Origin of the sequence: Pseudomonas alliivorans (assembly GCF_017826695.1) — a bacterium.
Classification (GTDB): domain Bacteria; phylum Pseudomonadota; class Gammaproteobacteria; order Pseudomonadales; family Pseudomonadaceae; genus Aquipseudomonas; species Aquipseudomonas alliivorans.
Genome location: NZ_JAFFZW010000001.1, coordinates 202,884 through 229,369, shown reverse-complemented (window position 1 = coordinate 229,369; position 26,486 = coordinate 202,884). Strand labels below are relative to the sequence as shown.

Genomic DNA, 26,486 nt, shown 5'->3' with positions numbered 1-26,486 from the left:
CACCCAGCCGGATGAATCATGCCCCTCCTTTCTCCCTGGCGCGCTGACTTTCCTGCCATCGCCGCCCTGCAACGGCAAGGCCAGACCTATCTGGACAATGCCGCCACCACGCAAAAACCTCAGGCATTGATCGATGCCCTGACTCATTACTACACCAACGGTGCCGCCAACGTGCATCGTGCGCAGCATCTGCCCGGTGCACACGCCACTCAGGCATTCGAAGACAGCCGCAGCAAGACTGCACACTGGCTGAATGCGGGCGACTCGGGACAGATCATCTTTACCCACGGCGCGACCTCGGCACTGAACCTGCTCGCCTACGGCCTGGCACACGAATTCGCGGCGGGCGACGAAATCGTCATCAGCGCGCTGGAGCATCACGCCAATCTGCTGCCCTGGCAGCAACTGACGCAACGTCTCGATCTCAAGCTGGTGGTTCTGCCTCTGGACACCAACGGCATTATCGACTGCGTGGCGGCCGCTCACCTGATCGGGTCCCGTACGCGACTATTGGCCATCAGTCAGCTTTCCAATGTGCTCGGCACCTGGCAGCCACTGCAGCGGCTCATCGCCCTGGCCAAGGCACAGGGCGCGCTGACGGTGGTGGACGGTTCGCAAGGCGTGGTTCATGGCCGTCATGATGTCCAGGCACTGGGCTGCGACTTTTATGTGTTTTCAAGCCACAAGCTGTATGGCCCGGAAGGGCTCGGCGTGCTCTTCGGCCGCAACGACGCGCTGCCCAGTCTTGCGCACTGGCAGTACGGCGGCGAGATGGTGTTGACCGCCGACTATCACCACTCAAAGTTTCGCCCTGCACCGCTGGGCTTCGAGGCCGGTACGCCGCCCATTGCCAGCGTGATCGGCCTGGGCGCGACGCTGGACTATCTGGACAGCCTGGACCCTCAGGCGGTCGCGGAACATGAACTCAAGCTGCATCGACGCCTGCTCGAAGGGCTGCAACAGCGTGACGGCATTCAAGTGCTCGGCTCCCCGGACCTGGCACTGGTCAGCTTCGTGGTCGAAGGTGTGCACAATGCCGATCTGGCGCACCTGCTCACCGAACAAGGCATTGCCGTGCGCGCCGGTCATCACTGCGCCATGCCGTTGCTCAAGAGCCTAGGGCTGCCGGGCGCGATCCGGGCTTCGCTGGCGCTGTACAACGACTCGGACGACCTTCTTCATTTTTTCAATGCATTGGATCAGGCGCTGGAGTTACTCAGATGAGTCTTCCCTCGCTTGCCCGGACAGCACTCGACATTTTCAGCCAGCAACAAGACTGGGAGCAGCGTGCACGCCTGCTGATGCAATGGGGTGACCGGCTCCCGCCATTGAGCGATGACGAAAAGTCGGATGAACATCTGGTGCACGGTTGTGAGAGCAAGGTGTGGCTGACAGGCGAGATCAGCGCCGGGCACTGGCAGTTTCGCGCCGGCAGCGATGCACGTCTGATACGCGGGCTGGTTGCTCTGCTACTTGCACGGGTAAACGGGCTTTCGGCGGAAGAACTGCAGGCTGTGGATTTGCCGGGCTGGTTCAGTCAACTGGGCTTGAGTCGCCAGTTGTCACCCTCGCGCAGCAACGGTCTGAACGCTGTGCTGCAGAAGATGCAAACGCTCACTCAGGCCTGATCCGAGATCGCAGCAGCAGGTTTGACCCGCTCCGAAGGACGTCGTGTACCCGCGACCAGTTTGTCCACTGCGCGCGTGGCGGCGATCATGCCGAACGATGCAGTAACCATCATCACCGCGCCAAATCCGCCAGCGCAGTCGAGCTTGACCCCTTCACCGACAAACTTTTTCTCCAGGCAGATGCTGCCATCCGGCTTCGGGTAACGCAGTTGCTCGGTGGAGAACACGCATGGAACGCTGTAGTGGCGGTTAGGGGTCCGCGAAAAACCGTAATCACGGCGCAGCGTCGAGCGCACCTTGGAGGCCAGCGGGTCGTTGAAGGTACGGTTCAGGTCGGCGATCTGGATCAGCGTCGGATCGATCTGCCCGCCTGCGCCACCCGTGGTGACCATCTGGATCTTGCGCCGTTTGCACCAGGAGATCAGCGCAGCCTTGGCGTTGACGCTGTCGATGCAATCGATGACGAAATCCAGTTCCGGCGTGATGCACTCGGCCATGGTGTCGCGGGTCACGAAGTCTGCCACCGCATGCACCACGCAGTCCGGGTTGATGGAGCGAATACGCTCCGCCATCACCTCGACCTTCGCACGACCCACCGTGCTGTCCAGCGCATGCAACTGCCGATTGGTATTGCTCACGCAGACGTCGTCCATGTCGAACAGCGAAATTTCACCCACGCCGCTGCGCGCCAGCGCCTCCGCCGCCCAGGATCCCACGCCGCCGATACCGACCACCGCCACATGCGCAGCACGCAGACGCTCCAGCCCCTCGATGCCATACAAACGGGCAATGCCTGCGAAACGTGGATCTTCTGCGCTCATGATCAATACCTCAAAAACCGGCGCGCATTATAGGGGTTTGCGGGCTTCGCGGCACCTGCGACATTGACCCGACCTCTGCAGGTAGACATACCGCCAGCCAACCGTCCCGGCGAGCCGAGCATCAGTTGCGAGGGATTACCCCGGAGAATCGTCTGACCCCTAATTGACTAAATCAGTGAATAAGCATGTATCAGGGAGGAAGCCTCAAGATGGAACGCACCATGAAACCTCTAATGAACGACAGCCTCAGGCCGTCGTTTTGATATAAGATAACGGCCCTTTCGCGCCCCCCAGTCTTGCTACCGGAGTTCTGTACATGACGGCCCCTTCCGATCTTTCGCCCACCCTGCAGCTTGCCTGCGACCTGATTCGTCGACCGTCGGTCACGCCAGTCGATGCCGATTGCCAGACCGTGATGATGCAGCGTCTGGGCGATGCCGGTTTCAAACTTGAGCCGATGCGTATCGAAGACGTGGACAATTTCTGGGCAACCCATGGCAACCACGACGGTCCGGTGCTGTGTTTCGCCGGCCACACCGATGTGGTGCCGACCGGCCCGGTCACGGCCTGGCAGAACGACCCGTTCGATGCGCTGATCGACGAGCACGGCATGCTGTGCGGACGTGGGGCAGCAGACATGAAGGGCAGTCTGGCGGCGATGCTGGTGGCGGCCGAGCGTTTTGTGGCTGACTATCCCGATCACCGCGGTTCGGTTGCATTTCTGATCACCAGCGATGAAGAAGGCCCGGCGTATCACGGCACCAAGGCCGTTGTCGAGCGTCTGGCAGCGCGCAAGGAGCGTCTGGACTGGTGCATCGTCGGCGAACCGTCGAGCACCACGCTGGTGGGCGATGTGGTCAAGAACGGTCGTCGCGGCTCGCTGGGCGCCAAACTTACCGTGCGCGGCAAGCAGGGTCATGTGGCTTATCCACATCTGGCGAAGAACCCGATTCATCTTGCTGCGGGCGCGCTGGCCGAGCTGGCTGCCGAGCACTGGGATAACGGCAACGACTTCTTCCCGCCGACCAGCTTCCAGATTTCCAACCTCAATTCCGGCACCGGCGCGACCAACGTGATTCCGGGCGACCTGGTGGCAGTGTTCAATTTCCGTTTCTCCACCGAATCGACCGTCGAAGGTCTGCAGCAGCGCGTAGCCCGCATTCTCGATAAGCATGAACTGGACTGGCACATCGACTGGGCGCTGTCCGGCCTGCCGTTCCTGACCGAACCGGGTGCCCTGCTGGACGCGGTGTCCGCGAGCATCAAGAGCGTGACCGGCCGCGATACCAAGGCTTCGACCAGCGGCGGTACGTCAGACGGGCGCTTCATCGCGACGCTGGGCACTCAGGTCGTCGAACTGGGCCCGGTCAATGCGACGATCCATCAGGTCAATGAGCGCATTCTGGCCAGCGATCTCGATGTATTGACCGAGATCTACTACCAGACACTGGTCAAGTTGCTCGCCTGATGCTGACCTGCCCTATCTGCTCCGGGCCGCTCAGTGCGGCCGACAATGGCATGGTCTGCCCCGCCAATCACCGCTTCGACCGCGCACGGCAGGGTTATCTGAACCTGCTGCCGGTGCAGCACAAGAACAGCCGCGACCCTGGCGACAATCAGGCGATGGTCGAGGCGCGGCGTGATTTTCTCAACGCAGGCCATTACGCACCGGTTGCCCAGCGCCTGGCCGAACTCGCGGCTGAACGCATGCCCGCTCACTGGCTGGACATTGGTTGTGGCGAGGGTTACTACACGGCGCAAATTGCCGAAGCGCTGCCAAGGTCCGACGGGTATGCGCTGGATATCTCCCGCGAAGCCGTCAAGCGTGCCTGCCGTCGTGATCCGAACGTGACGTGGATGGTGGCGAGCATGGCCCGCGTGCCGTTGCCGGATGCCAGCTGTCAGTTTCTGGCCAGCGTCTTCAGCCCGCTGGACTGGGCCGAAGCCAAGCGCCTGTTGACACGCGGTGGCGGGCTGATGCGCGTCGGGCCGACCAACGACCACCTGATGGAATTACGCCAGCGTCTTTATGACGAAGTGCGCGACTACGCCGACGACAAGCATTTGGCGCTGGTCCCGGAAGGCATGCAACTCCAGCACAGCGAAACGCTGCGCTATACCTTGAAGCTGATCGACGGTCAGTCACGCGCCGACCTGCTGGCCATGACGCCGCACGGCTGGCGTGCCAGCGCCGAACGTCGCACGGCCGTGATCGAACAGCCCGGACCGTTCAAGGTTACCGTTTCCATGCGCTACGATTATTTCGTGCTGCAATAAGCATTCAAAAAGAGGCACCCATGCGCCAACCTGATATCGAGATCTACCTGAAAGACGAAGACGTCGACCACAAGGCCATCGCCCAGTGGCTCGGCGAAGCCATTGGCCCCTGCAGCGACTGGGCGCAAAAAGGCCAGACCTGGAAGTGCAAGGCAGGCAATGTGCCCGTGACCTGGCTGCCCAAGGCCGTGGGCAAGTGGAACAGCCTGTACCTGGAAAGCGACCAGACGCCGTGGGACGACGACATCGCCTGTGCCCGCGCAGCGTTTGCCGCCCTGAACGTGGAAGTCCGCTGTGCACCGGGCACCTGGGTCGAAGAGGAAAGCGATGAAGCCGCCGACCGCTGGATGCGCATCAGTGCCGACGGTGAAGAAGAAATCACCTGGCGGACTTCGTAAGCGACAGGATCCGGGAGCGGGCTCAAGAACGATCACAAACTCCCCCGGGCGGATCATTCCCATGCATAGAATGACCTGCAGCCCGGACGCGGAGCATCCCGAGAGTCGTTACACACAGCTCTGATTCTGCCCAATGCTCCGCGCCCATCGTCATGCACACGTCCTGCTGCAACCAAGGATTGTGGGAGGCGGCTTGCCGGCGATGCTTTTTCTTGACGACTGAACTGACGCCGTCGCCGGCAAGCCGCCTCACACACGCACGCATTCGGTCAGACACGTTCGTTTTGGCCCCGGTTTTCCGTCTTCCGGACTTGTGTTCAACGATGAGTGCTCCGCGTGGGCATGCAACCTGTGACGCTGCGCGTCACACTGGCACAAATTGCAGATCAACAATCCGGGCACCCGGTTTACATCACCGCTTTTGCCCATCGCCTCGGGATGCGTCACACTGGCAACCATCTCGGGCAGCCGCCCTTTATTCAGCAGAAGCCGTATGACCCGCTCTCCGTTCCGCCGTCTTGTATTCGGCACGCTGCGCCGTTTGCTGTACCTCTGGGTTCGCTCGGAAACCATCAATCAATCGTCTTTCACGCTCAATCTGGATCGCAGCCGGCCGGTGTTCTATGCCCTGCAATCGCCGTCAATCAGCGATCTGGCAGTGCTCGACACCGAATGCCGCAAGGCAGGTCTGCCTCGTCCCGTGTTGTCAGTGTCGGTCGGCGATCTCATGGAGCCTGCCGCGTTCTTCTACCTGACGCCCTCCCCCGACTGGCTGGGGCGTCATGACAAACGCGGTGCTCCACCGACGCTGGAGCGGCTGGTGGCGGCGGTCAGTCAGAACCCGGCCGAGGATGCCCAGATCATTCCGGTCAGTGTGTTCTGGGGCCAGTCGCCCGATCGCGAGTCAAGCGCCTGGAAGCTGCTGTTCGCCGACAGCTGGGCGGTAACAGGACGCCTGCGTCGTCTGGTCAGCATACTGATTCTGGGCCGCAAGACGCGTGTGCAGTTTTCCGCGCCGATTCACCTGCGTGAACTGGTCGACGAGAACAAGGGCTACGAGCTGACCCTGCGCATGACCCAACGTTTGCTGCGCGTGCACTTTCGCAACCTGAAGAGCGCTGTCATCGGCCCCGACGTGTCGCACCGACGCAACCTGGTCAAGGGGCTACTGGACGAGCCGCTGGTCAAGCAGGCGATTCTTGAAGAGGCGCAGCGCGAAAAGATCTCCGAAGACAAGGCACGTGAGCTGGCACTGCGTTATGGCAACGAAATTGCGTCGGACTACACCTACTCAGCGATCCGTTTTCTGGAAGTGGTGCTGAGCTGGTTCTGGAACAAGATCTACGACGGCATCAAAGTCAGCCATATCGAGGGCGTGCAAGAAGTGGCGCCGGGCCACGAAGTCATTTATGTACCCTGCCACCGCAGCCATATCGACTACCTGCTGCTCTCCTACCTGCTGTTTCGCAACGGCCTGACGCCGCCCCACATCGCGGCGGGCATCAACCTCAATATGCCGGTCATCGGCAGCCTGTTGCGGCGCGGCGGCGCGTTTTTCATGCGTCGCACCTTCAAGGGCAACCCGCTGTACACCGCCGTGTTCAACGAATACCTGCACACCCTGTTTACCAAGGGTTTCCCGGTCGAGTATTTCGTCGAAGGCGGCCGCTCGCGCACCGGGCGCATGCTGCAACCCAAGACCGGCATGCTGGCCATCACGATGCGCAGCTTCCTGCGCAACTCGCGCATGCCAATCGTGTTCATCCCGGTGTACATCGGTTACGAGCGCGTTCTTGAAGGCCGTACGTACCTCGGCGAACTGCGCGGTGCGACCAAGAAGAAAGAATCGATCTTCGACATCTTCAAAGTGATCGGCGCGCTCAAGCAGCGCTTCGGTCAGGTGTCGGTGAACTTCGGCGAGCCGATCAAGCTGGCCGAGTTTCTCGACGCCGAACAACCGGACTGGCGTGAACAGGAACTGGCTCCGCAGTTCAAACCGGACTGGCTCAGCGGCACCACCCATCGTCTGGGCGAGCGGGTGGCTCAGCACTTGAACGAAGCGGCAGCCGTGAACCCGATGAATCTGGTGGCTGTGGCGTTGTTGTCGACGCATCGGCTGGCGCTGGATGACCAGGCCATGGAACGGGTGCTTGACCTGTACCTGACGCTGCTGCGCGCAGTACCGTATTCGCCTCACACCACGCTGCCGGAAGGCGACGGCCGTGCGTTGATCGAGCACGTAAAGGGTATGGATCTGCTGGCGGAGCAGAAGGATGCGCTGGGCAAGATTCTGTACCTGAACGAACAGAACGCAGTGCTGATGACCTATTACCGCAACAACGTGCTGCACATTTTTGCGCTGCCGTCGCTGCTGGCCAGTTTCTTCCAGAGCTCTTCGCGCATGAGCCGCGAGCTGATCCTGCGCTACACCCGCGCGCTGTATCCATACCTGCAATCGGAGCTGTTCATCCGCTGGCCGCTGAACGAGCTGGATGAGGTGGTGGATCAGTGGCTGACGGCGTTTGTCGAGCAGGGCCTGCTGCGTCGCAAGGATGACGTGTACATCCGCCCGGAACCCAGTTCCCGCGAGTTCGTGCTGCTGACCCTGCTGTCCCGCGCCATCGCCCAGACCCTTCAGCGCTTCTACATGGCAATCGCCCTGCTGCTCAACAGCGGTCAGAAAAGCCTGACCCCCGAAGAGCTGGAAGACCTGTGTACGGTCATGGCCCAGCGGCTGTCGATTCTGCACGGCCTCAACGCGCCGGAATTCTTCGACAAGAGCCTGTTCCGCCACTTCATCCAGACCCTGCTTGACCTGGGTGTGCTACGCAAGGATGCCGCTGGCAAGCTGAGTTATCACCCGCTGCTGGGTGAACTGGCAGAAGGCGCAGCAAAACGCGTATTGCCGGCCGAAATCAGGTTATCTATCCGTCAGGTGGCGTTGCACAGCGGTGAAGATGAGCAAAATGTCAGCACCGAGGAAGGAGCCGCGTAGGCCTTATCCGTAAGCTATCCGGGTAAACTGGACAGGTATTTTTTTATTCTTCTCGGGCTACCAGGGTCGGGTTTGCATCCATGACTGGTGCCAATCACCCGAGGAAGATTGAACTGTCCAGCGAACCTCGTCTACGCCGTCAAGGCGAAGTTCGTTACCTGCCACGCATCGCACTGCTGGCAGGCTGCACCCTGATCGTCAAACTCGAAGACATCAGCCGGGCCGATGCCGCGGCTGCCGTTCGAGCTGAGCTACGCAGTACCCGCCTGATGATTGTCTGAGCCCCCTTTGACTTCCCGGTATCAGACACCCGCGCTGACTTCCTGATACGCTCAATGCATACAGCGCCGATATCTGCCTCGATGCTGCTTTCAAGACCTCACCAAAAGGATGCTGCCATGCTTCGCCCCACGTTCACCTTTGCCGGCCTCTGTGCAGGCCTGCTGTTGTCGGCCAACGTCTTCGCCCTGTCGCTGGGTGACCTGTCGCAATCCGATGCTACGGGCGGTCTCAAGGATGCCCTGACACAGGGCGCACAGGTTGCGGTCAAGCAACTGGGCGTGCCGGGCGGTTTCAGCAAGAACGAAGAAGTGCGTATCGAACTGCCCGGAAAACTTGGTCAGGTCGCCAAGAAAATGAAAATGCTCGGCATGGGCACTCAGGTCGACCAACTGGAAGCCAGCATGAACCAGGCCGCCGAAGCGGCGGTGCCACAAGCTCAGGCGCTGTTGGTGGATGCGGTCAAGAAAATGAGCGTGACCGACGCCAAGGCGATTCTCAGCGGTGGCAAGGATTCGGCGACGCAATACTTGAGCAGCAGCAGTCGCGAGCAGATCCGCACCAAGTTCCTGCCCGTCGTCAAGAAAGCCACCGATCAGGTCGGCCTGGCCCAGAAATACAACGCTTTCGCAGGCAAGGCTTCTTCACTGGGCCTGCTGGACACCAAAAGCGCGAACATCGAAAGCTACGTGACCGAGCAGGCGCTCAATGGCCTGTTCGAGATGATCGCCAAACAGGAGGAAAGCATCCGCGCCAACCCGGCCGCTGCGGCGACAGGACTGGCGAAGAAAGTGTTCGGGGCGTTGTAAGCGCTGCATATCGATCGTGCCCATGAATCTGCGTGGGCATGCAGCCCGGGACGCTCCGCGTCCCGATGGGAGGCCTAGACACCCTCGACTTTCTTCACCCTGAACCATGCCGCATACAGCGCAGGCAGAAACAGCAGCGTCAGCGCGGTGGCCACGATCAGGCCGCCCATGATCGCCACCGCCATCGGGCCGAAGAACAGACTGCGCGACAGCGGAATCATCGCCAGCACGGCCGCCAGTGCGGTCAATACGATAGGTCGGAAGCGACGCACCGTGGCTTCGATGATCGCGTGCCACTGATCCAGCCCTGCGGCAATGTCCTGCTCGATCTGATCCACCAGAATCACCGAGTTGCGCATGATCATTCCCGAGAGCGCGATGGTGCCCAACATGGCCACGAAGCCGAACGGCTGGTTGAAGATCAGCAGAAACAGCGTCACCCCGATCAGGCCCAGCGGCGCGGTCACGAACACCATGAGCATGCGCGAGAAGCTGCGCAACTGGATCATCAGCAGGGTCAGCACGACCACGATGAACAGCGGAACGCCGGCGTTTACGGAGTTCTGTCCGCGTGCCGAATCCTCCACCGTACCGCCAACCTCCAGCAGATAACCGTCCGGTAACTCGGCGCGCACTGCATCCAAAGTCGGCATGATCTGTTTCACCAGCGTTGCCGGTTGTTCCTTGCCATAGATATCTGCACGTACGGTCACACTGGGCAGTCGGTTGCGATGCCAGATCACACCCTCTTCAAACCCGTATTCCAGCGTTGCCACCTGAGACAGTGCTACGCTTGTGCCGTTTTGTGTCGGAACGGCCAGACTGGACAGCGCCTCCAGTTGTTCACGCTCATTGCGTGTGCCGCGCACCATGATGTCCACCAGTTCGTCGTCTTCGCGATACTGACTGACCGTGGAACCCGTGAGCGAATTGCGCAGGAAGGCTGACAAGTCAGCGGTGGTCACGCCCAGCGCCCGAGCGCGATCCTGATCGATGTTCAGGTGCACCACCTTGCTCGGTTCCTCCCAGTCCAGATGAACGTTGGACACATGCGGATTCTCGCGAACCTTGTCCTGCACCTTGCGCGCCAGCGCCCTGACCACTTCGATGTGCTCGCCAGTGACGCGGAACTGCACCGGATAGCCCACAGGCGGACCGTTTTCCAGACGCGTCACCCTGGAACGCAGGGTCGGGAACTGTTCATTGAGATGAGTGATCAGCCAGCTGCGCAGCGCCTCGCGGTCTTCGATGCTGCGAGTGAGCACCACAAACTGGGCGAAACTGGGCGCGGGCAGTTGCTGATCCAGCGGCAGATAGAAACGCGGCGAGCCGGTGCCCACGTAGGCAACGTAATTGTCGATGCCTTCGTGCCCCTTGAGCATCTGCTCCAGACGCTTGACCTGCTCGGCCGTGTTGACCAACGACGAACCTTCGGCCAGCTTCAGGTCTACCATCAGTTCCAGACGCCCGGAAGCCGGGAAGAACTGCTGCGGGACGAACTTGAACATCACCACCGACAGGACGAATAGGCCGACCGTGGCAACGATCACCGTCTTGCGGCGCCGCACGCACCAGCCCACCAGCGCCCGGACACGTTTATAGAACGGCGTCGCATACGGATCAGGCGCATGACTGCCGTGTTTGGCCGCATGCCGCTTGGCGAGGTCCGGCAACAGACGGTCGCCCAGATAAGGCACGAACATCACCGCTGCAATCCAGGAGGCAATGAGCGCGATAGTCACCACCTGGAAGATCGAGCGGGTGTATTCACCGGTACTCGATTGCGCGGTGGCAATCGGCAGGAAGCCCGCTGCCGTGATCAGCGTACCGGTCAGCATCGGGAACGCGGTGCTGGTCCAGGCAAAGCTGGCGGCCTTGAGCCGGTCGTAGCCCTGCTCCATCTTGATCGCCATCATTTCCACGGCAATGATCGCGTCATCCACCAGCAGACCCAGGGCAAGCACCAGCGCTCCAAGTGAAATCTTGTGCAGGCCAATGCCCAGGTAGTACATCGCCGCAAAGGTCATCGCCAGCACCAGCGGAATGGCCAGCGCGACCACCATGCCGGTGCGCACGCCCAGCGAGAAGAAGCTCACCAGCAGCACGATGATCAGCGCTTCGGCCAGTACCTGAACGAACTCACCGACGCCTGTCTTGACCGCTGCAGGCTGATCGGACACCTTGCGCAACTGCATGCCGGCGGGAAGGTTTTTCTGTAACCGGGCGAACTCGGTTTCCAGCGCCCGTCCCAGTACCAGAATGTCGCCGCCGTCCTTCATGGCCACCGCCAGACCAATCGCATCCTCGTCCATGAAGCGCATGCGCGGCGCGGGCGGGTCGTTGAAGCCGCGATGCACATCCGCCAGATCGCTGATTCGAAACGCGCGATCGCCAACTCGAATCGGAAAGTTGCGGATCTCGTCCACGCTCTGGAACTGCCCGCTGACCCGCAGCTGGATTCGCTCGCTGGACGTCTCGAAGAAGCTCGCCGAGGACACCGCGTTCTGCGCCTGGAGTGCCTGCTGAACCTGCTGCAACGGCAAGCCCAGCGTGGCGAGCTTGACGTTGGACAGCTCGATCCAGATCTTCTCGTCCTGCAGGCCGATCAGTTCGACCTTGCCGACATCCTTGACCCGTTGCAGTTGAATCTGAATCCGGTCGGCGTAATCCTTCAGCACCGCGTAATCAAACCCCTGGCCGGTGAGCGCGTAGATATTGCCGAAGGTGGTGCCGAACTCATCGTTGAAAAACGGTCCTTGCACGTCGGGGGGCAGGTTCTGGCGAATGTCGCCGATCTTCTTGCGGATCTGGTACCAGAGATCAGGCAGGTAGGCGGAAAAGATCGAGTCACGCGCAACGAAGGTGACGGTGGACTCCCCAGGCCGCGAGAACGACGCAATGCGCTCGTACTCGCCGGTTTCCATCAGTTTTTTTTCGATGCGATCCGTGACCTGTCGAGCCACTTCTTCGGCACTGGCACCCGGCCACAACGTGCGGATCACCATGGCCTTGAAGGTGAAGGGCGGGTCTTCGCTCTGCCCCAGCTTGGTGTAGGACAGCGCACCGACAATGGCCAGAACGATCATCAGATACAGCACAACCTGGCGGTGACGCAGCGCCCATTCGGAAAGATTGAAGTGCATCGGGCCTACTCCTTGGCAGCCAGTTTCACGGCCCGATTGCTGCGGTCCACCGGACGAATCCGCTCGCCCTCACGCAATACGTGTCCACCTGCGGCCACGATCCAGTCGGTTTCCTGCACCCCCTGAACGACCGGCACGGACTCCTGACCATACGGGCCGACCTGCACAGGAACTCGTGTCACGGTGCTGTCGGGGCTGACACGCCAGACGTAGGTAACCCCGTTTTCAGCCGTCACCGCCGAGAGTGGCACCGCCAGCGGCACCGCATGCTCGGACGCAATGAACACTCGCGCGCTCTGGCCAAGCTCTGCCGGAACCTGCCCGCTGGCAAACGCCACGCGCGCCGCAAAGGTGCGCGAACGGGGATCGGCGGAAGGTGACAGCTCACGGATACGACCAGGGAAGCGCTGATCGCGCACTGTCCAAAGCTCGACAGAAACCGGTTGACCGACCTTGAAGCGGGCAAAATTCTGTTCCGGGAGGCTGATCAGCACTTCTCGCTCTCCGTCTGCCGCCAGAGTGAAGACCGTCTGGCCTGCTGCAACCACCTGCCCGACCTCGACCGAACGCTTGGCGATCACCCCATCCTGGGACGCCCGCAGTACCGCGTAGCTGGCCTGATTGTCAGCGACTGTCAGCTCGGCCTTGATCTGCCTGAGTCGGGCTTCGCCGGCGCGGTAGAGGTTTTCCGCGTTGTCGTATTGCGAGCGGCTGACCATCTGCCGATCCAGCAGGGTCTTGTAGCGATCCCGTTCGGAGCGCACCAATTGCAGATTGGCTTCAGCGGCCGTGACCTGTGCACGGGTGGCGTCCAGTTGCAGGCGTACGTCCTGCGCATCCAGTTCGGCAAGCGGCTGGTTGGCCTTGACCCGCTGCCCCTCCTCGACCAGCCGTTTACTGACCTTGCCGGCAATACGGAACGCCAGTTCAGGCTCGAAACGGGCACGCACTTCGCCGGGGTAACTGTCCATGGACTGAGCGGAAGGCAGCGGCTGCACGACCATCGCAGGGCGGACGAAAACCGGGGCGGTGGTTTCCTGGCCACAGGCCGTCAGCAGCGAGACCAGACACAGTGGCACGAGAAGCGGCATGACATCGCGGAACATGATGTAAACCTTCATCAAAACAGGCTTGGAATAATTGTACTGGCGAGTATATTAAAAATTATCAAACTCACCAGTACATTATTTGAACCTTATGCCTGACACCCTATCCAACAGCGGACCCGGCCGCCCCAAGGACCTTGAGAAGCGCAAGGCGATTCTTGAGTCTGCAAAGAATCTGTTCGTCAGCAACGGCTACGTGAACACCAGCATGGATGCGATCGCCAGCGAAGCCGGCGTCTCCAAGCTCACCGTCTACAGCCATTTCACTGACAAGGAGACGCTGTTTTCAGCCGCCGTGGTGGCGCGTTGCGAAGAGCAGATGCCTGCCGCGCTGTTTCACCTGGCAGAAGGCGCGACCGTCGAGACAGCGCTGCTGAATATCGCCCGCGCCTTTCAGTGCCTGGTCAACAGCCCGGAATCCCTCGACCTTCATCGCTTGATGGTGACGCTGGGCACTCAGGACCCGCAGCTGTCGATGATCTTTTTTGAGGCCGGTCCGCAGAAGCTCGTCAGCGAGATGGAGCGTGTACTGGTGGAAATCGACGCTACCGGCAGCCTGCGCATCGAAAGCCCGCGCCGGGCTGCCGAGCACTTTCTGAATATGGTCAAGGGCATTCACAACTTCCGGCTGCTGGTGGGATGCAGCACGCCACCGGACGCGGATACCGCCGAGCGGCATGTGCAGGAAGTCGTGAAGCTATTCATGCGGGCCTATCAGCCTGAACGCTGACCGGCAGGCAAGTCGGATTCAATCGACGGTCTTGGGTTTGAGGGCCTTCTTCGGGTAGATGTCGTAGCGGCTGGATTTGCCATCCAGCGCATAACCCGGCTTGGGGCCGTCGATGCAAGGGGCCTTGCGCGGGCGCTTGACCACCACACGGTGCGTGGCCAGGGCCAGCGCGGCTTGCAGCAATGCAGGTGCGTCCATGTCGTCGCCCACCAGAGGGCGGAACAGGCGCATCTCCTTTTTGACCAGTGCGGTTTTTTCCCGATGCGGGAACATTGGATCGAGGTAAATGACCTGTGGCGGCTCGCCTTGCCAGTCGCGAATCAGCTCAATCGAGTTGCCGGTCAGCAAACGCATCTGACCGATGATCGAACCCACATCGCGGTCATGGCGCCCGCGTGACAGCCCGTCTTCCAGCAACGCAGCGATGATCGGTTGACGCTCGATCAGGCTCATCTCGCAACCCAGGCTCGCCAGCACAAACGCATCCTTGCCCAACCCTGCGGTGGCATCCAGCACGCTGGGACGGATACCCGGCTGAATGCCGACGGCCTTGGCGATCATCTGCCCGGTGCCGCCGCCGAACAGTCTGCGATGGGCTACTGCGCCTTCGACAAAATCAACACGAACGGCGCCGGGTGCATCGTCACCCAACTGCTGCAATTGGAGCCCATCGCCGGTCACCTGCAGGGCAAAATCGGCCTGTTCATCCTGCAAGGGCAGACCCAGACGCTCGGCCCACACGGCCGCCTGATCCTGCCCGTCCGCGGTCAGGGCTTCGACCCGGATACGACTGCCTGCCTGCTGTTCACTCATTACGTCCACGCACTCAAAAAATGTTAATGATCAGCAAAATCTGCCGATAACCAAGTATCCGGCATTTTGCCAGACCCAAGGCCAGTACTGATCGCTATGTCAGACATTGTTCAAACATCCATTGGCTATTTGTCGCACTCAGGCGACTTTAGCGTCCGCAACAGCCGCACCCTCGGTGGTGTCACGCAGTTGTGGTCGGATGCATTTGCACGCGCAATGGCTGATCAGGTCGCCGACAGCACGCCGATTCCCGTGCACCCAAGCAGTGTGGAAGTGGATGTCGAGACCGGCGAACCCGTCGCTGGCGCCAAGACCCTGAGCAAGATCGTCGAACAGCGCGCCTGCCCCGTCGCCGACACCGAGGTCAAGCCGCCAGAGCCGCTGTTTCTGCCAATCGCCGAATTCGAACTCGACCTGCTGCCACCGCCAGCCGAGCCGTTCAGCATCGCCGACCTGATCGAGCAGCAGCGTCATCTGGAATTCGAAAGCAACTGGGTGCGCCCGACCGTCCTCAATGCTCACAGCGACGTGACGCCTGGCCCGGCACCACAGACCCGCCCGCTGCATCTGCCTATCGCGGAACTGGAATGGGACCTGGCTGACAAACCTGCCCTGCCCCTCGACGAAAAAACCATCGCCACCCAACAGCGTCAGTTCGACTACGAGAACGTCTGGGCCCGTCCGCTGATTCTGCAAAATCTGCGAATGGCCGCCTGATCAGCGACACACCTGCCAACGCCCCATGTCCACATGAAAATGATCACGATGTGCCGCGTTGTACTCCGGCCCCAGCACCGTGCTGAAATTCTTGCAGGCCCCGTCGCGGACACGCCTCAGAAAACGCCCCTTGTCCCCCGCGTCGTTCCAGTCCTTGAGCAGGTTGATGCGCTGACCGTCTGCCAGACGAAAACCCGCGATGTCCAGCGCATTGGCTGTCGCGTGCTGGCTGAGCCGGCTGTTGGCGCGGTTATAGATATTGCGGCAGGCAAAACTGCCCAGATGATCGATGCGCGCAACGCGCTGACCGAACACCGCCTCGGCCGCCGGCTGCAGCGTATGGATATCGAACAGCACGTACGCCACCGCAAGCGGGCAACTGGCCAGAAAGCTGCTGCTCAGTGCCACATCACCGCCCTGCACACGCAAGGTGTTCTCCAGCGGACATCGTGCCGACGCCGGGCTGTCGGCCTGGCGGCTGAAGCGCAGACCCGACGCACTTAATACTTGATCGCACAGCGCCGGATCATCCCGCAGGCGCGACAGTTTGAACGGCGTCAACAGATTCGGTTCGGCGCGCACATCCAGCGCAGCCCAAGGGTTCCACTTCGGCGGCACGTCGACCCAACCGCGCCACACCGCAACCACTCCGACCGCACACAGGACCAGCAACAACAGGAACACACGCATGCTCAGCCCTTGAACAGATCGTTCAGTTGATCGAAGGGCAGCGCCTGTCCGGCGTAGTTGAAGGTGCCGTAGTTGCGAATTTCCTCCGCAGCGCGATAAAGACCACCAAAGGCTGCCCGCGCCAGCGAGGAGCCGACGCTGATCCGCTTGACGCCACACTCGCTCAGATCGGCCACAGACAGTGTCACACCGCCCAGCCCCATGAGGATATTGACCGGCCTGGGCGCCACGACACGCACCACTGCGATCACCTCTTCCCGGGTACGCAGTCCGGGGGCGTAAAGCACATCCGCGCCCGCGTCGGCATAGGCTTCAAGCCTGCGCAGGGTGTCAGCGAAATCCATCCGGCCGTTCAGCAGGTTTTCGGCCCGCGCCGTGAGCATGAAAGGGAACGGCAGGCTGCGAACGGCAGCGGCCGACGCCCGGACGCGCTCTACAGCCAGATCGAAGTCATAAATCGGATTGTCTGCCTGCCCGGTGGCATCTTCGATGGAGCCGCCCACGATACCTGCCGCCGCAGCCATGAGCAGCGTTTCGGCACAGGCTTCGGGGCTGTCGGCGAAACCGTTTTCCAGATCGGCAGCGACCGGAAGCGGTGTGGCCGCCACGATATCCGCCACGTTGGCGAGCGTGTCGTTGCGACTGATCGCACCCTCGGCGTCTGGACGACCCAGAGTAAATGCGAGGCCCGCGCTGGTCGTCGCCAGCGCTTCGAAACCCATCGAAGCCAGCAGTTTTGCCGAACCGGCATCCCACGGATTAGGCATTACGAAGGCGCCGTCGCGCTCGTGCAAGGTCTTGAATGCCTGCGCTTTGAGAAGTTGTTGCGAGTCCATGTGCGTGCTCTCCGGTGACAGGTCTCAATAAACCCACACCTATCGACCTCAGAGCAAGCCCAACTGCTCCACCTGTGGACCACGATCCAGCTCGGGCAGCGGCGACAGCCCCGGCAAACGCACCCTCAGCTGCTCATGAAAACGTCGCGCAAGCTCGGGCGCACGCAGGTTGTCCGGTGTGTGCAGGAACACGTAAGGCACCCGCCCTTCTTCGATCCAGGCGGCGACTTTCTCCACCCACTGCACCAGAAACGGGTCGTTGGCCTCAAGTTCAGGGCGGCCTATGAATCTCACTTGAGGATGCTGGGTCAACGCTGCCGGACGCGCAGGCACCTTGGGCTTCTTGGACTGCGCGTGAAGGACGGCGGGGTCGCTGGATACGCAACTGAACAAGGCACGCGAATCCAGACAGATACGCTCGACGCCACGATCCAGTAGCAGGCGATTGAGCATGCGCTCCTCATCGCCCTTCATGAAGAACGCCATATTGCGGACTTCTACAGCCAGCGGCACATTCAGTTCATCAATGAAACCGACCAGCTCTGCCAGGCGTTGCGGCGTGAAACTGGCCGACAGTTGCAACCAGAACGGCGCAACACGCTGGCCCAGCGGTGCCATCAATTGAATGAAGGTTTCAGCAGCGGACACGTGTGCGCGCAGATCGCCATCATGGCTGATGTCGCGGGGAAATTTGGCGGTGAAGCGGAAATCTTCAGGCATCATTTCAGCCCAACGCTGCACGGTGGAAGCCGCGGGACGGGCATAGAAGGTAGTGTTGCCTTCGACAACATTGAACACCTGTGAGTACAGGCTCAGAAAATCGGTTGGCCGGGCGTCATCGGGATACAGCGAATCGCGCCAGGCGTTCTCGCTCCAGGATGGACAGCCGAGGTAATAAGGCAGGCCGGACACGATCAAACGTGAAGATCGAGCCCCGATACTTCAAGGTCCCAATCCACAAAGCTGGCCGTGGTCAGGTAACTGGCCAGGGCGTTGGCGACACGAGAGCTCATGGAGCGGGGAAAGATGATGTCCTGAGGACGCGCAGGTACGTTGCCAGTACTGCCGATCGGACCCTGATCAGCTTCGCGGCGTGACGCGCGCGCAGGCACCGGAAGGTCAACGTCAGTGGTGACTTCTTCGAAAGAACCCTCAACGGTCGAAGGCTGCTTCTGCTGCTTTCGCTTGATGGGGTAGGAACGTTGTGATGGTCCGTCAATGCGCATCGATAGTTACTCGGCTTCTGTAGTGGCAATTTAACGTTACAGTCCGGATACTGGCAAATTCCCTAACGTTAACTAGACCACACATATTGCAAATTGTTTGAGCCCGAGCGCTTTAAGTCACACTAAAACGATAAACGGTAGATGGCGAATTGATATACCGATTGCAATCGTCACAACTTGCGAGTTGCTGCGGCAGGTATCAACGCGCCTTGGGCGTGGCAACCTTGTCGCGCAAATATACCGGTTGCGCCTCGTCAGCCTGAACGGCTTCGCCGCGATGCCAGGCAAAGGTGGCCAGTGTCAGCAGGTCCTGAGCGTGAGGCAACAGGCTTGCATCATGCCCCGCCAAGGCGACCGGGATGCGCTCACCGTAGCCCCATCCTGTACCGGCGCCAAACCATTGGCCTGAGACGTCTACAGGCAATGTGGCCCGTTCTGGCGCCATTACCGCTTCCTGACCCACCAGGCGCATCTCGCCTGCCGCCTCGCGATAGCAACCCCAATAGACCTCATCCATCCGCGCGTCGATGGCCGCTGCCACCTGCGAGACGCCCCGCTCGCGAAAGGCACGCTGTGCCAGCACTGCCAGGTTGGAGACCGGCAAGACCGGGCGTTCCAGCGCGAACGCCAGCCCCTGGACCACACCGATTGCGATCCGCACGCCGGTGAACGCACCCGGACCCCGACCAAACGCGATGGCATCCAGTGCCGACATGGCAAGACCCGCCTCGGCCAGCAAATCCTTGATCATCGGCAACAGGCGCTGGGCGTGCAGGCGCGGAATCACCTCGTAGTGGCTCAGTACCTTGCCGTCATGCAGCAAAGCGACCGAGCAGGCTTCAGTGGCGGTGTCCAGGGCCAGCAAGGTGGTCATCGGTGTATCCGTCGTCATGGAAAAGTGGCGCAGTATAAATGACAAATGGCCCGCAAGCGGGCCATTGTCGAGAAGCGGTGTCGACTCAGCTCAGTGCTTTCAGCACTTTGGCGGTGATCTCTTCGACAGAACCGACGCCAGGAATGTGGCTGCACTTGGGCTTGCCGTTCTGGGCGCTCAGTTTGCTGTAGAACTCCACCAGCGGCTTGGTCTGCTCGTGATACACAGCAAGGCGATGACGCACGGTTTCTGCCACGTCGTCAGGGCGCTGAACCAGATCTTCGCCCGTCACATCATCCTTGCCTTCAACCTTGGGCGGATTGTAGACCAGGTGATAGGTGCGGCCGGATGCCGGGTGAACACGGCGGCCGGACATGCGCTGGACGATTTCTTCGTCATCCACCGCGATTTCCAGCACGTGGTCGATTTCCAGACCGGCTTTAAGCAGTGCCTCGGCCTGTGGAATGGTGCGCGGGAAGCCATCGAACAGCACGCCGTTCTGGCAGTCCGGCTCAGCCAGACGGTCCTTGATCAGGCCGATGATCAGGTCATCGGAAACCAGACCACCCGAATCCATGACGCTCTTGGCCTTGATGCCCAGTTCTGTACCGGCCTTGACCGCTGCGCGCAGCATATCGCCTGTCGAAATTTGCGGGATGCCGAACTTTTCAGTGATGAATTTTGCCTGAGTACCTTTACCGGCCCCGGGAGCTCCCAGCAGAATCACGCGCATCGTCATGCTCCTCAAATTTTTTATATGGAAATCATCGGATTCGCCTCAGGGGCCAATCTAAAAAATGAATCAGGCCAATAGGCCAAAAGGCTGATCAAGATACACAGCAGACCGTAGCCGCACAAGCCGCCAAAAGTCGCAGTAACCGCAGGGCCGCTGGCGTGCAGGGCGAGGTCGTTTAACGGTACGACCTGCCTTGACCCTTTCGGCAGGTTAGCCCGTAAACGCTTCACCCGCCGTGATCCTGATCAAACACAAGGCCCGCCGACCGGGCAGGTGCCTCAGCCGGTGTTGCGCAGCCCGGCGGCAATTCCCGCCACAGACACCAGTAACGCCAGTTCCAGAGGGCTGTCCAGGTGCGCCTCACGGTGGCGCGAGCGCGACAGCAGTTCAGCCTGAAGCAGATGCAGCGGATCCAGATAGGTATTGCGCAGACTGATGAACTCGAGGGTTTCCGGGCTGTGTGCCAGCAATTGCGTCTGCCCGGTCAGCCCCAGCACCACGTCGCACGCCTGCGACAATAGGTCGCGCAAATGTGAGCCTAAATGTTGCAGCTCTTCGCTGACCAGACGTTCGTCGTACAGCCTGGCGATGTCTGCATCGGCCTTGGCAAGCACCATTTCCAGCATGTCGATACGGGTTCTGAAGAATGGCCAGCGCTCGCGCATCTGTGCCAGCACGTCGCCCTCGCCCCGCTCCAGTGCCTTGGTCAGTGCCGCTTCCCAGCCCAGCCAGGCGGGCAGCATCAGGCGGGTCTGGGTCCAGGCAAAGATCCAGGGGATGGCACGCAGGCTCTCCACCCCACCCTCGCGGCGTTTGGCCGGTCGGCTGCCCAACGGCAGGCGACCCAACTCCTGCTCGGGCGTGGCCTGACGGAAATACTCGACGAACTCCGGATTCTCCCTGACCACTGCCCGATAGGCACTGACGCCATCACTGGCCAACTGATCCATCATCGTGCGCCAGGCAGGCTCGGGCAGCGGTGGCGGCAACAGGGTCGCTTCCAGTACAGCGGCCAGATACAGATTGAGGTTCTGTTCGGCGATGTCCGGCAGACCGAACTTGAAGCGGATCATTTCGCCCTGCTCGGTGGTGCGGAAACGGCCGGCCACGGAACCGGGTGGCTGCGACAGAATGGCCGCGTGCGCCGGACCACCACCGCGTCCGACCGTGCCACCACGGCCGTGGAACAGCAGCAGTTCGACCTGCTGATCGCGACAGATCTGCACCAGCTTTTCCTGAGCCCGGTACTGCGCCCAGGCCGCGGCTGTCGTGCCAGCGTCCTTGGCCGAGTCGGAATAACCGATCATCACTTCCTGAGGACCGTGCAAACGCGAACGATAACCCGGCAAACCCAGCAGGGTTTCGATGACCGGCCCGGCGTTGTCCAGGTCCGCCAGCGTCTCGAACAAAGGCACGACGCGCATGGGTCGTTGCAGTCCGGCTTCCTTGAGCAGCAACTGCACCGCGAGCACGTCCGACGCAGCGCCCGCCATCGAGATGACGTAAGAACCCAACGACGCTGCGGGTGCCGCAGCCACTTCCCGGCAGGTTGCCAATACCTCGGCCGTGTCCGCAGCAGGCTTGAAATAACCGGGCAACAGCGGACGACGGTTGTTCAGCTCGCGCAACAGAAACTCGATGCGGGTCTGCTCGTCCCATTCCTCGTAACGGCCCAGCCCCAGGTAGTCGGTGATTTCAGTCATCGCCGCACAATGGCGGCTGGAATCCTGACGCACATCCAGACGCACCAGAAACAGGCCGAAGGTGACGGCACGGCGCAGGCAATCCAACAGTGGACCGTCAGCAATCACGCCCATGCCGCACTCGTGCAGCGACTGGAAGCAGAGCATCAAGGGTTCGATCAGTTCGCGATTGTCATGCAGCACGGCTTCAGGCGCAGGCTGAGTGACGGTCAGCGAAGCATTCGCCCAGTTGCGGGTCGCCCGAAGGCGTTCGCGCAGGCGCTTGAGTTCGGTGCGATAAGGCTCGGCGCTGTCGCCGACACGGGCGCGCAATGCCTCGCTGGCCTGCTGCATCGACAGGTCGGCGGCCAGGCTGTCCACATCGCGCAAATAGAGATCGGCCGCCATCCAGCGCGCCAGCAGCAAGACTTCACGGGTGACCGCAGCCGTGACATTCGGATTGCCGTCCCGGTCGCCGCCCATCCACGAGGCAAACCGTATGGGTGCCGCTTCGAGCGGCAAGTGCAGGCCGGTCGCCGCCTGCAGCGCCAGATCAGCCTTGCGCAGGTAATTGGGGATGGCGTGCCACAGCGAATGCTCAATGACCGCAAAGCCCCATTTGGCTTCATCGACAGGGGTCGGGCGGATGCGACGGATTTCTTCGGTGTGCCAGGCTTCGGCAATCAGCCGCTGCAGACGCGAGGTGATCTGCTCACGTTCCAGGCTGTTCAGGTCGCGGTGATCCAGCGCGGCCAGTTGCGCGGCGATGGCGTCGTACTTCTGAATCAGCGTGCGCCGGGCCACTTCGGTCGGGTGCGCGGTGAGCACCAGCTCGATCTCAAGCTTGCCCAGTTGCCTGGCCAGCGCATCAGGTGCATGACCTTCGGCCTTCAGGCGCTCCAGCAGTTCGGGCAGCACCCGGGATTCGAACGGTTGCGGCTGCGAATCGTCGCGACGATGCATGAGCTGGTATTGCTCGGCGATGTTCGCAAGATTGAGGAACTGGTTGAACGCGCGCGCCACTGGCAGCAGTTCATCGTCCTCCAGACCATCGACGCTGGAGCTGAGGGCTTCTGCACCTTCAGCGGAACCGCGCCTGCCCGCCTTGGCGCTCTTGCGAATGCGCTCGATCTTGTCGAGAAAATCAGCCCCACGCTGTTCGCGAATCGTATTGCCCAGCAGCTCACCCAGCAGGTGAACGTCTTCGCGCAGTCGCGCATCGATATCGGCCATCGTTCCCTCTCCCGGTTTTTTATAGGGGCTTTTTGCTTGATCGCTTACCCGAACTGAACGGGTGTTGAAATCCGCTTTGCCAACAGTGCATCAAAAGCGCGTTCGCCGACAAATCCTTGTGCATGAAATTATCTGCCCGTGCCGCGAATGCCATACCGGCTAATCTCATGCATGAGCCACACGACGACTTATTACGGAACACACTCGCCACAAGCGAGCACATCAAGAAGACAGTCAGGAGAAGTCACCATGAAAATCCGCGAGCTGGCCAGCCACTGGGAAAACAATGCCAAGGGTCGCCTGACCCGGACCCGCTATGCGATTCATCTGGATATCGAATCCGCCGCGCGACTCGCCGCATTGTGCGAGATGTACCCCAAACATCACCCGGAAGAGTTGCTGGGCGAGCTGATCGGCGCAGCCATGGAAGAACTGGAAGCCAGCTTTCCTTATGTGAAAGGGCCGCATGTCGTGGCCACGGATGAAGAAGGTGATCCGCTGTACGAAGACATCGGCGCCACGCCCCGCTTCCTGGCACTGTCCAAACGTTACCTGCATGAACTGTCCGAGAAGCTGGACACACCGGTCGATGAATCCGGTCAGGCGTAACACCGCCGATTCTGTCAGGGCCCATGCCCGCAAAAGGGCCGGGCCTGACGCTCGCCCGGCATGGGCAACATATTGAGCACGACATATCAAACGTTCCCGTCCGTCCGCGAAATATTTATGTGAACTATTCAAAAACCCCGCGGGTCCGAGCCATTAACCATTACAGGAAAGCCTGAAGAGCAGCAGGTGGTTGCATGACCTGATGCCCGGCCTGAATAAAAACTGTCATGGATAACCACGTTCGGAGTCAGACAATGGAGTTGATCACCATGAACACCCCTACTGCCAATACAAAGTTCAAAGGCCTGCGCGGGCTGAAACTCGCTGCGCTGGCGCTGGGTAGCACCTTTATCCTCGCTGGCTGCGCAGGCAACCCGCCGTCTGAGCAGTACGCAGTGTCTCAGTCGGCCGTCAACAGCGCAGTCAGCGCCGGCGGTACTGAGTTCGCAGCGGTGGAAATGAAGTCGGCTCAGGACAAGCTCAAAGAAGCCGACCTCGCCATGCAGGAAAAAAAGTACGACGAAGCGCGCAAGCTGGCCGAACAGGCTGAGTGGGATGCCCGAGTGGCAGAGCGCAAGTCTCAGGCTGCCAAAGCGGCCAAAGCCGTGCAGGATGCTCGTCAGGGCGTCAACGAACTACGTGACGAAGGCATGCGTCAGGTGCAGTGAGCACCGCCATCAACCTTTGGTTTTCATGCATTCGTAATCGATTAAAGGACGACCCTAATTATGCGTAAACAATTGATGATCCCTGCCCTGCTGGCCATGAGTGTTGCACTGGCTGCCTGTGCTACCAAGCCGAACCCTAACCTGGAGCAGGCACGTACCAACTTCACTTCCCTGCAGACCAACCCGGACGCCACCAAGGTTGCCGCGCTGGAAACCAAGGATGCGAGCGAATGGCTGGCCAAGGCTGAGCAGGCTTTCCGTGATGATGCCGACGTCAAGAAAGTCGACCAACTGTCTTACCTGACCAACCAGCGCGTTGAACTGGCCAAGCAGACCATCGCCCTGCGCAACTCCGAAGCCGCGCTGCAGAACGCCTCTGCCGACCGCGCCAAGGCCCGTCTGGAAGCGCGTGACGCTCAGATCGCTGCGCTGAAGAACAGCCTGAACGCCAAGCAAACCGAACGCGGTACCTTGGTCACTTTCGGTGACGTGCTGTTCGACTACAACAAGGCCGAGCTGAAGCCAGGCGCCCAGGGCGACATCGGCAAGCTGGCGGCTTTCCTTCAGGAAAACCCTGATCGCAAAGTGATCGTTGAAGGCTATACCGACAGCACCGGTTCGGCTTCCTACAACCAGTCGCTGTCCGAGCGCCGCGCCAATTCGGTTCGCATGGCTCTGACCCGCATGGGTGTAGACCCGACTCGCATCGTTGCCATGGGTTATGGCAAGGAATACCCGGTCGCTGACAACACCAGCAACTCGGGCCGCGCCATGAACCGTCGTGTGGAAGTGACCATTTCCAACGACAACCAGCCGGTTGCTCCACGCTCCTCGATGAAGTAATCGACCGAGCTGCTGCACCGAAGCCCCGCCTGCGCATACAGGCGGGGCTTTTTCATGGGCGTTTCACTGGATTGCCGCAGATGCCTGCTGATTGATGCAGCGCACGGCCTGCCTGTGATCATCGATCAGCACCCCGGACAGCCCGGTGCGTGAAGTGTCGAACAGCACCAGCACACCCTCGATGCACTGCGCCACTTCGGCCGCAGGCGTGGCGGCGATTCTGTAGTCCTCTCCGGGCACGGTCTTGAGCAGCGTGAACTCGCTCAACAGCAGCGCGTCTTCCGGTCGGGCGAAATGCAGGTAGCCGTAGTACCACAGGCAGCCAACCGTACCGATGATGCTCGCGATACCGGTCAGAATCATGCCTCTGACGTTGCGCTCCTCGCTCATTGCTGCGGCTCGGTTTGCTTTGAAGTTGCCGGGTAATTGGGCACTTCGGCGAGGCGACGCAAGCCATCGAAATGCTGTGGATCTTCCAGATAACGGACCATGACCTGTCGCCACAGCGGATCGGCGAACGTCTGCACATGTCCGCCGCGGGTCAGTTGCAGCACTCGCGGCGGGGGCGCGGCCTTGTAGAGGCTGATGCCGTTGGCGAGCGGCACCAGCGTGTCGTCCATGCTCTGGAAGATCAGCATGGGCGTACCGGTCAGCTTCGGCAGGCCGTTGATGGCACTGTCGGCGTCAGGCATCAGCCAGGAAAGGGGCGTCTTCAAAGGCCAGGTCAGCCATGAAGTGCTCAGCGTGTAACGGGTGACATCGCGGTAACTGGCAGGCGTGCCGTCGAGGATCAGCGCCTTGACGCGAGCCTTCTCCTGCGGGTGCTGTGACAGGTAATGCACGGCCAGCGCACCGCCGATGCTCTGACCCAGTACCACCAGCGGCTTGTTCTGTACCTCGGGCGCCGCTTGCAACCAGTCGAAGGCGGCCTGAACATCCTGATAGATCGCCGGCAGGCTCGGCTCGCCCTGCGACTGGCCGTAGCCGCGGTAGTCGAGCATCAGCACTTGATAACCCTGCTCAGGCAGCCACCAGCTTCCACCCAGATGCCAGGACAGATTGCCGCCGTTACCGTGCAGATGAAGCACCGTGCCCTTGACCGGCACGCCCGCCTTCGCCGGAAGCCACCAACCGTGCAGGCGCGTGCCGTCTGCTGCGGTCAGATTGACGTCGCGGTACTCCAGACGTGCCTTGTCGGGCGTGAAGGGCAGACCCGGCTCAGGGTAGAACAGCATCGAACTGCAGCCGGCAAGACTGAGGAGCAAGGCAAGGATGCTGATCAGTTTCAAATAAGGAATTCCTTGAGATTCAAGTCGTGCCCATCGCTGTACGTGGGCATTCAGCGCGTGACGCTCTGCGTCACAGGCGAGAGC

General features: G+C 60.9%; 26 protein-coding genes. 13 read left to right on the top strand and 13 right to left on the bottom strand.

The features are described from left to right. The first annotated feature begins 18 nt into the window (after window positions 1-18). Window positions 19-1,224, top strand: a complete 1,206-nt coding sequence (locus tag JTJ32_RS01080) for an aminotransferase class V-fold PLP-dependent enzyme (RefSeq protein ID WP_210040450.1) — start codon at window positions 19-21, stop codon at window positions 1,222-1,224. Then, window positions 1,221-1,628, top strand: a complete 408-nt coding sequence (locus tag JTJ32_RS01075; RefSeq protein WP_210040447.1) for a SufE family protein — start codon at window positions 1,221-1,223, stop codon at window positions 1,626-1,628. Before JTJ32_RS01080 ends, JTJ32_RS01075 begins: the two co-directional genes overlap by 4 nt. Here the strand turns inward: JTJ32_RS01075 and tcdA are convergent. After that, window positions 1,619-2,449: a tRNA cyclic N6-threonylcarbamoyladenosine(37) synthase TcdA gene (gene tcdA / locus JTJ32_RS01070; protein ID WP_210040446.1), complete on the bottom strand. Its 831-nt coding sequence runs from the start codon at window positions 2,447-2,449 to the stop codon at window positions 1,619-1,621. The genes JTJ32_RS01075 and tcdA overlap by 10 nt on opposite strands. Window positions 2,450-2,765: 316 nt before the next feature. On the opposite strand from tcdA, the gene dapE reads away from it, so the two are divergent. The 6 genes from dapE (at window position 2,766) to JTJ32_RS01040 (ending at window position 9,207) form a co-directional block, all read left to right on the top strand. After that, window positions 2,766-3,917, top strand: coding sequence for a succinyl-diaminopimelate desuccinylase (gene dapE / locus JTJ32_RS01065; protein WP_210040444.1), 1,152 nt, complete (start codon window positions 2,766-2,768; stop codon window positions 3,915-3,917). Then, on the top strand, window positions 3,917-4,726 hold the full coding sequence (locus JTJ32_RS01060; RefSeq protein ID WP_210040442.1) for a putative RNA methyltransferase: 810 nt from the start codon (window positions 3,917-3,919) through the stop codon (window positions 4,724-4,726). Before dapE ends, JTJ32_RS01060 begins: the two co-directional genes overlap by 1 nt. A gap of 20 nt (window positions 4,727-4,746) precedes the next feature. Continuing rightward, window positions 4,747-5,124 (top strand): hypothetical protein, encoded by a 378-nt coding sequence (locus JTJ32_RS01055; protein ID WP_099229690.1) that lies wholly within the window; start codon window positions 4,747-4,749, stop codon window positions 5,122-5,124. Between the two features lie 493 nt (window positions 5,125-5,617). Then, a complete protein-coding gene (plsB, locus tag JTJ32_RS01050; protein ID WP_210040440.1) occupies window positions 5,618-8,119 on the top strand; it encodes a glycerol-3-phosphate 1-O-acyltransferase PlsB in 2,502 nt (833 codons plus the stop codon). A gap of 80 nt (window positions 8,120-8,199) precedes the next feature. Continuing rightward, window positions 8,200-8,400, top strand: a complete 201-nt coding sequence (locus JTJ32_RS26645) for a YbaY family lipoprotein (protein WP_408004551.1) — start codon at window positions 8,200-8,202, stop codon at window positions 8,398-8,400. 117 nt (window positions 8,401-8,517) lie between these two features. Further along, window positions 8,518-9,207 (top strand): DUF4197 domain-containing protein, encoded by a 690-nt coding sequence (locus tag JTJ32_RS01040; protein WP_099229688.1) that lies wholly within the window; start codon window positions 8,518-8,520, stop codon window positions 9,205-9,207. A gap of 74 nt (window positions 9,208-9,281) precedes the next feature. On the opposite strand, the gene JTJ32_RS01035 is transcribed toward JTJ32_RS01040, so the two are convergent. Continuing rightward, window positions 9,282-12,350 carry an efflux RND transporter permease subunit gene (locus JTJ32_RS01035; protein ID WP_184318929.1) on the bottom strand — a complete coding sequence of 1,023 codons (3,069 nt, stop codon included), beginning with the start codon at window positions 12,348-12,350 and terminating at the stop codon, window positions 9,282-9,284. A 5-nt stretch (window positions 12,351-12,355) separates the two neighbouring features. Continuing rightward, window positions 12,356-13,456 (bottom strand): efflux RND transporter periplasmic adaptor subunit, encoded by a 1,101-nt coding sequence (locus JTJ32_RS01030; protein ID WP_210040438.1) that lies wholly within the window; start codon window positions 13,454-13,456, stop codon window positions 12,356-12,358. A 91-nt stretch (window positions 13,457-13,547) separates the two neighbouring features. Here JTJ32_RS01030 and JTJ32_RS01025 point away from each other — a divergent pair, with 91 nt between their 5' ends. Further along, window positions 13,548-14,186: a TetR/AcrR family transcriptional regulator gene (locus JTJ32_RS01025; RefSeq protein WP_099229686.1), complete on the top strand. Its 639-nt coding sequence runs from the start codon at window positions 13,548-13,550 to the stop codon at window positions 14,184-14,186. 18 nt (window positions 14,187-14,204) lie between these two features. Here the strand turns inward: JTJ32_RS01025 and JTJ32_RS01020 are convergent, their stop codons facing one another. Further along, window positions 14,205-14,999 carry a class I SAM-dependent methyltransferase gene (locus JTJ32_RS01020; RefSeq protein WP_210040436.1) on the bottom strand — a complete coding sequence of 265 codons (795 nt, stop codon included), beginning with the start codon at window positions 14,997-14,999 and terminating at the stop codon, window positions 14,205-14,207. Between the two features lie 96 nt (window positions 15,000-15,095). Between JTJ32_RS01020 and JTJ32_RS01015 the strand changes: the two genes are divergently transcribed. Then, entirely contained in the window at window positions 15,096-15,716 is a 621-nt protein-coding gene (locus JTJ32_RS01015) for an energy transducer TonB (RefSeq protein WP_210040435.1), read from the top strand. Here the strand turns inward: JTJ32_RS01015 and JTJ32_RS01010 are convergent, their stop codons facing one another. The 7 genes from JTJ32_RS01010 to ppc form a co-directional block, all read right to left on the bottom strand. Beyond that, the gene (locus JTJ32_RS01010; protein WP_099229683.1) at window positions 15,717-16,406 is read right to left on the bottom strand and encodes an extensin-like domain-containing protein; all 690 of its coding nucleotides are present in this window, start codon (window positions 16,404-16,406) and stop codon (window positions 15,717-15,719) included. A 2-nt stretch (window positions 16,407-16,408) separates the two neighbouring features. After that, window positions 16,409-17,242 carry an isocitrate lyase/PEP mutase family protein gene (locus tag JTJ32_RS01005; protein ID WP_210040433.1) on the bottom strand — a complete coding sequence of 278 codons (834 nt, stop codon included), beginning with the start codon at window positions 17,240-17,242 and terminating at the stop codon, window positions 16,409-16,411. 48 nt (window positions 17,243-17,290) lie between these two features. Next, window positions 17,291-18,154 (bottom strand): DUF72 domain-containing protein, encoded by an 864-nt coding sequence (locus tag JTJ32_RS01000; RefSeq protein WP_210040431.1) that lies wholly within the window; start codon window positions 18,152-18,154, stop codon window positions 17,291-17,293. A 2-nt stretch (window positions 18,155-18,156) separates the two neighbouring features. Further along, a complete protein-coding gene (locus JTJ32_RS00995; protein ID WP_099229680.1) occupies window positions 18,157-18,468 on the bottom strand; it encodes a hypothetical protein in 312 nt (103 codons plus the stop codon). 199 nt (window positions 18,469-18,667) lie between these two features. Continuing rightward, the gene (gene tsaB / locus JTJ32_RS00990; RefSeq protein ID WP_099229679.1) at window positions 18,668-19,342 is read right to left on the bottom strand and encodes a tRNA (adenosine(37)-N6)-threonylcarbamoyltransferase complex dimerization subunit type 1 TsaB; all 675 of its coding nucleotides are present in this window, start codon (window positions 19,340-19,342) and stop codon (window positions 18,668-18,670) included. 85 nt (window positions 19,343-19,427) lie between these two features. After that, complete coding sequence (gene adk / locus JTJ32_RS00985; protein ID WP_057408672.1) at window positions 19,428-20,075, bottom strand: adenylate kinase; 648 nt, start codon at window positions 20,073-20,075, stop codon at window positions 19,428-19,430. A 281-nt stretch (window positions 20,076-20,356) separates the two neighbouring features. Continuing rightward, entirely contained in the window at window positions 20,357-22,993 is a 2,637-nt protein-coding gene (gene ppc, locus JTJ32_RS00980) for a phosphoenolpyruvate carboxylase (protein WP_099229676.1), read from the bottom strand. A 249-nt stretch (window positions 22,994-23,242) separates the two neighbouring features. On the opposite strand from ppc, the gene JTJ32_RS00975 reads away from it, so the two are divergent. From JTJ32_RS00975 to JTJ32_RS00965, 3 genes are all read left to right on the top strand, one after another. Continuing rightward, entirely contained in the window at window positions 23,243-23,602 is a 360-nt protein-coding gene (locus tag JTJ32_RS00975) for a pilin assembly protein (protein ID WP_099229675.1), read from the top strand. A 254-nt stretch (window positions 23,603-23,856) separates the two neighbouring features. Next, entirely contained in the window at window positions 23,857-24,270 is a 414-nt protein-coding gene (locus JTJ32_RS00970; protein WP_099229674.1) for a DUF4398 domain-containing protein, read from the top strand. Window positions 24,271-24,330: 60 nt separating this feature from the next. Beyond that, window positions 24,331-25,113: a lipotoxin F family OmpA-related lipoprotein LptF gene (locus JTJ32_RS00965; protein WP_099229673.1), complete on the top strand. Its 783-nt coding sequence runs from the start codon at window positions 24,331-24,333 to the stop codon at window positions 25,111-25,113. 63 nt (window positions 25,114-25,176) lie between these two features. On the opposite strand, the gene JTJ32_RS00960 is transcribed toward JTJ32_RS00965, so the two are convergent. Then, window positions 25,177-25,503, bottom strand: coding sequence for a PA3694 family proteiin (locus tag JTJ32_RS00960; RefSeq protein WP_210040429.1), 327 nt, complete (start codon window positions 25,501-25,503; stop codon window positions 25,177-25,179). After that, the gene (locus tag JTJ32_RS00955; protein WP_184318899.1) at window positions 25,500-26,402 is read right to left on the bottom strand and encodes an alpha/beta hydrolase; all 903 of its coding nucleotides are present in this window, start codon (window positions 26,400-26,402) and stop codon (window positions 25,500-25,502) included. Before JTJ32_RS00955 ends, JTJ32_RS00960 begins: the two co-directional genes overlap by 4 nt. Window positions 26,403-26,486 lie beyond the last annotated feature (84 nt).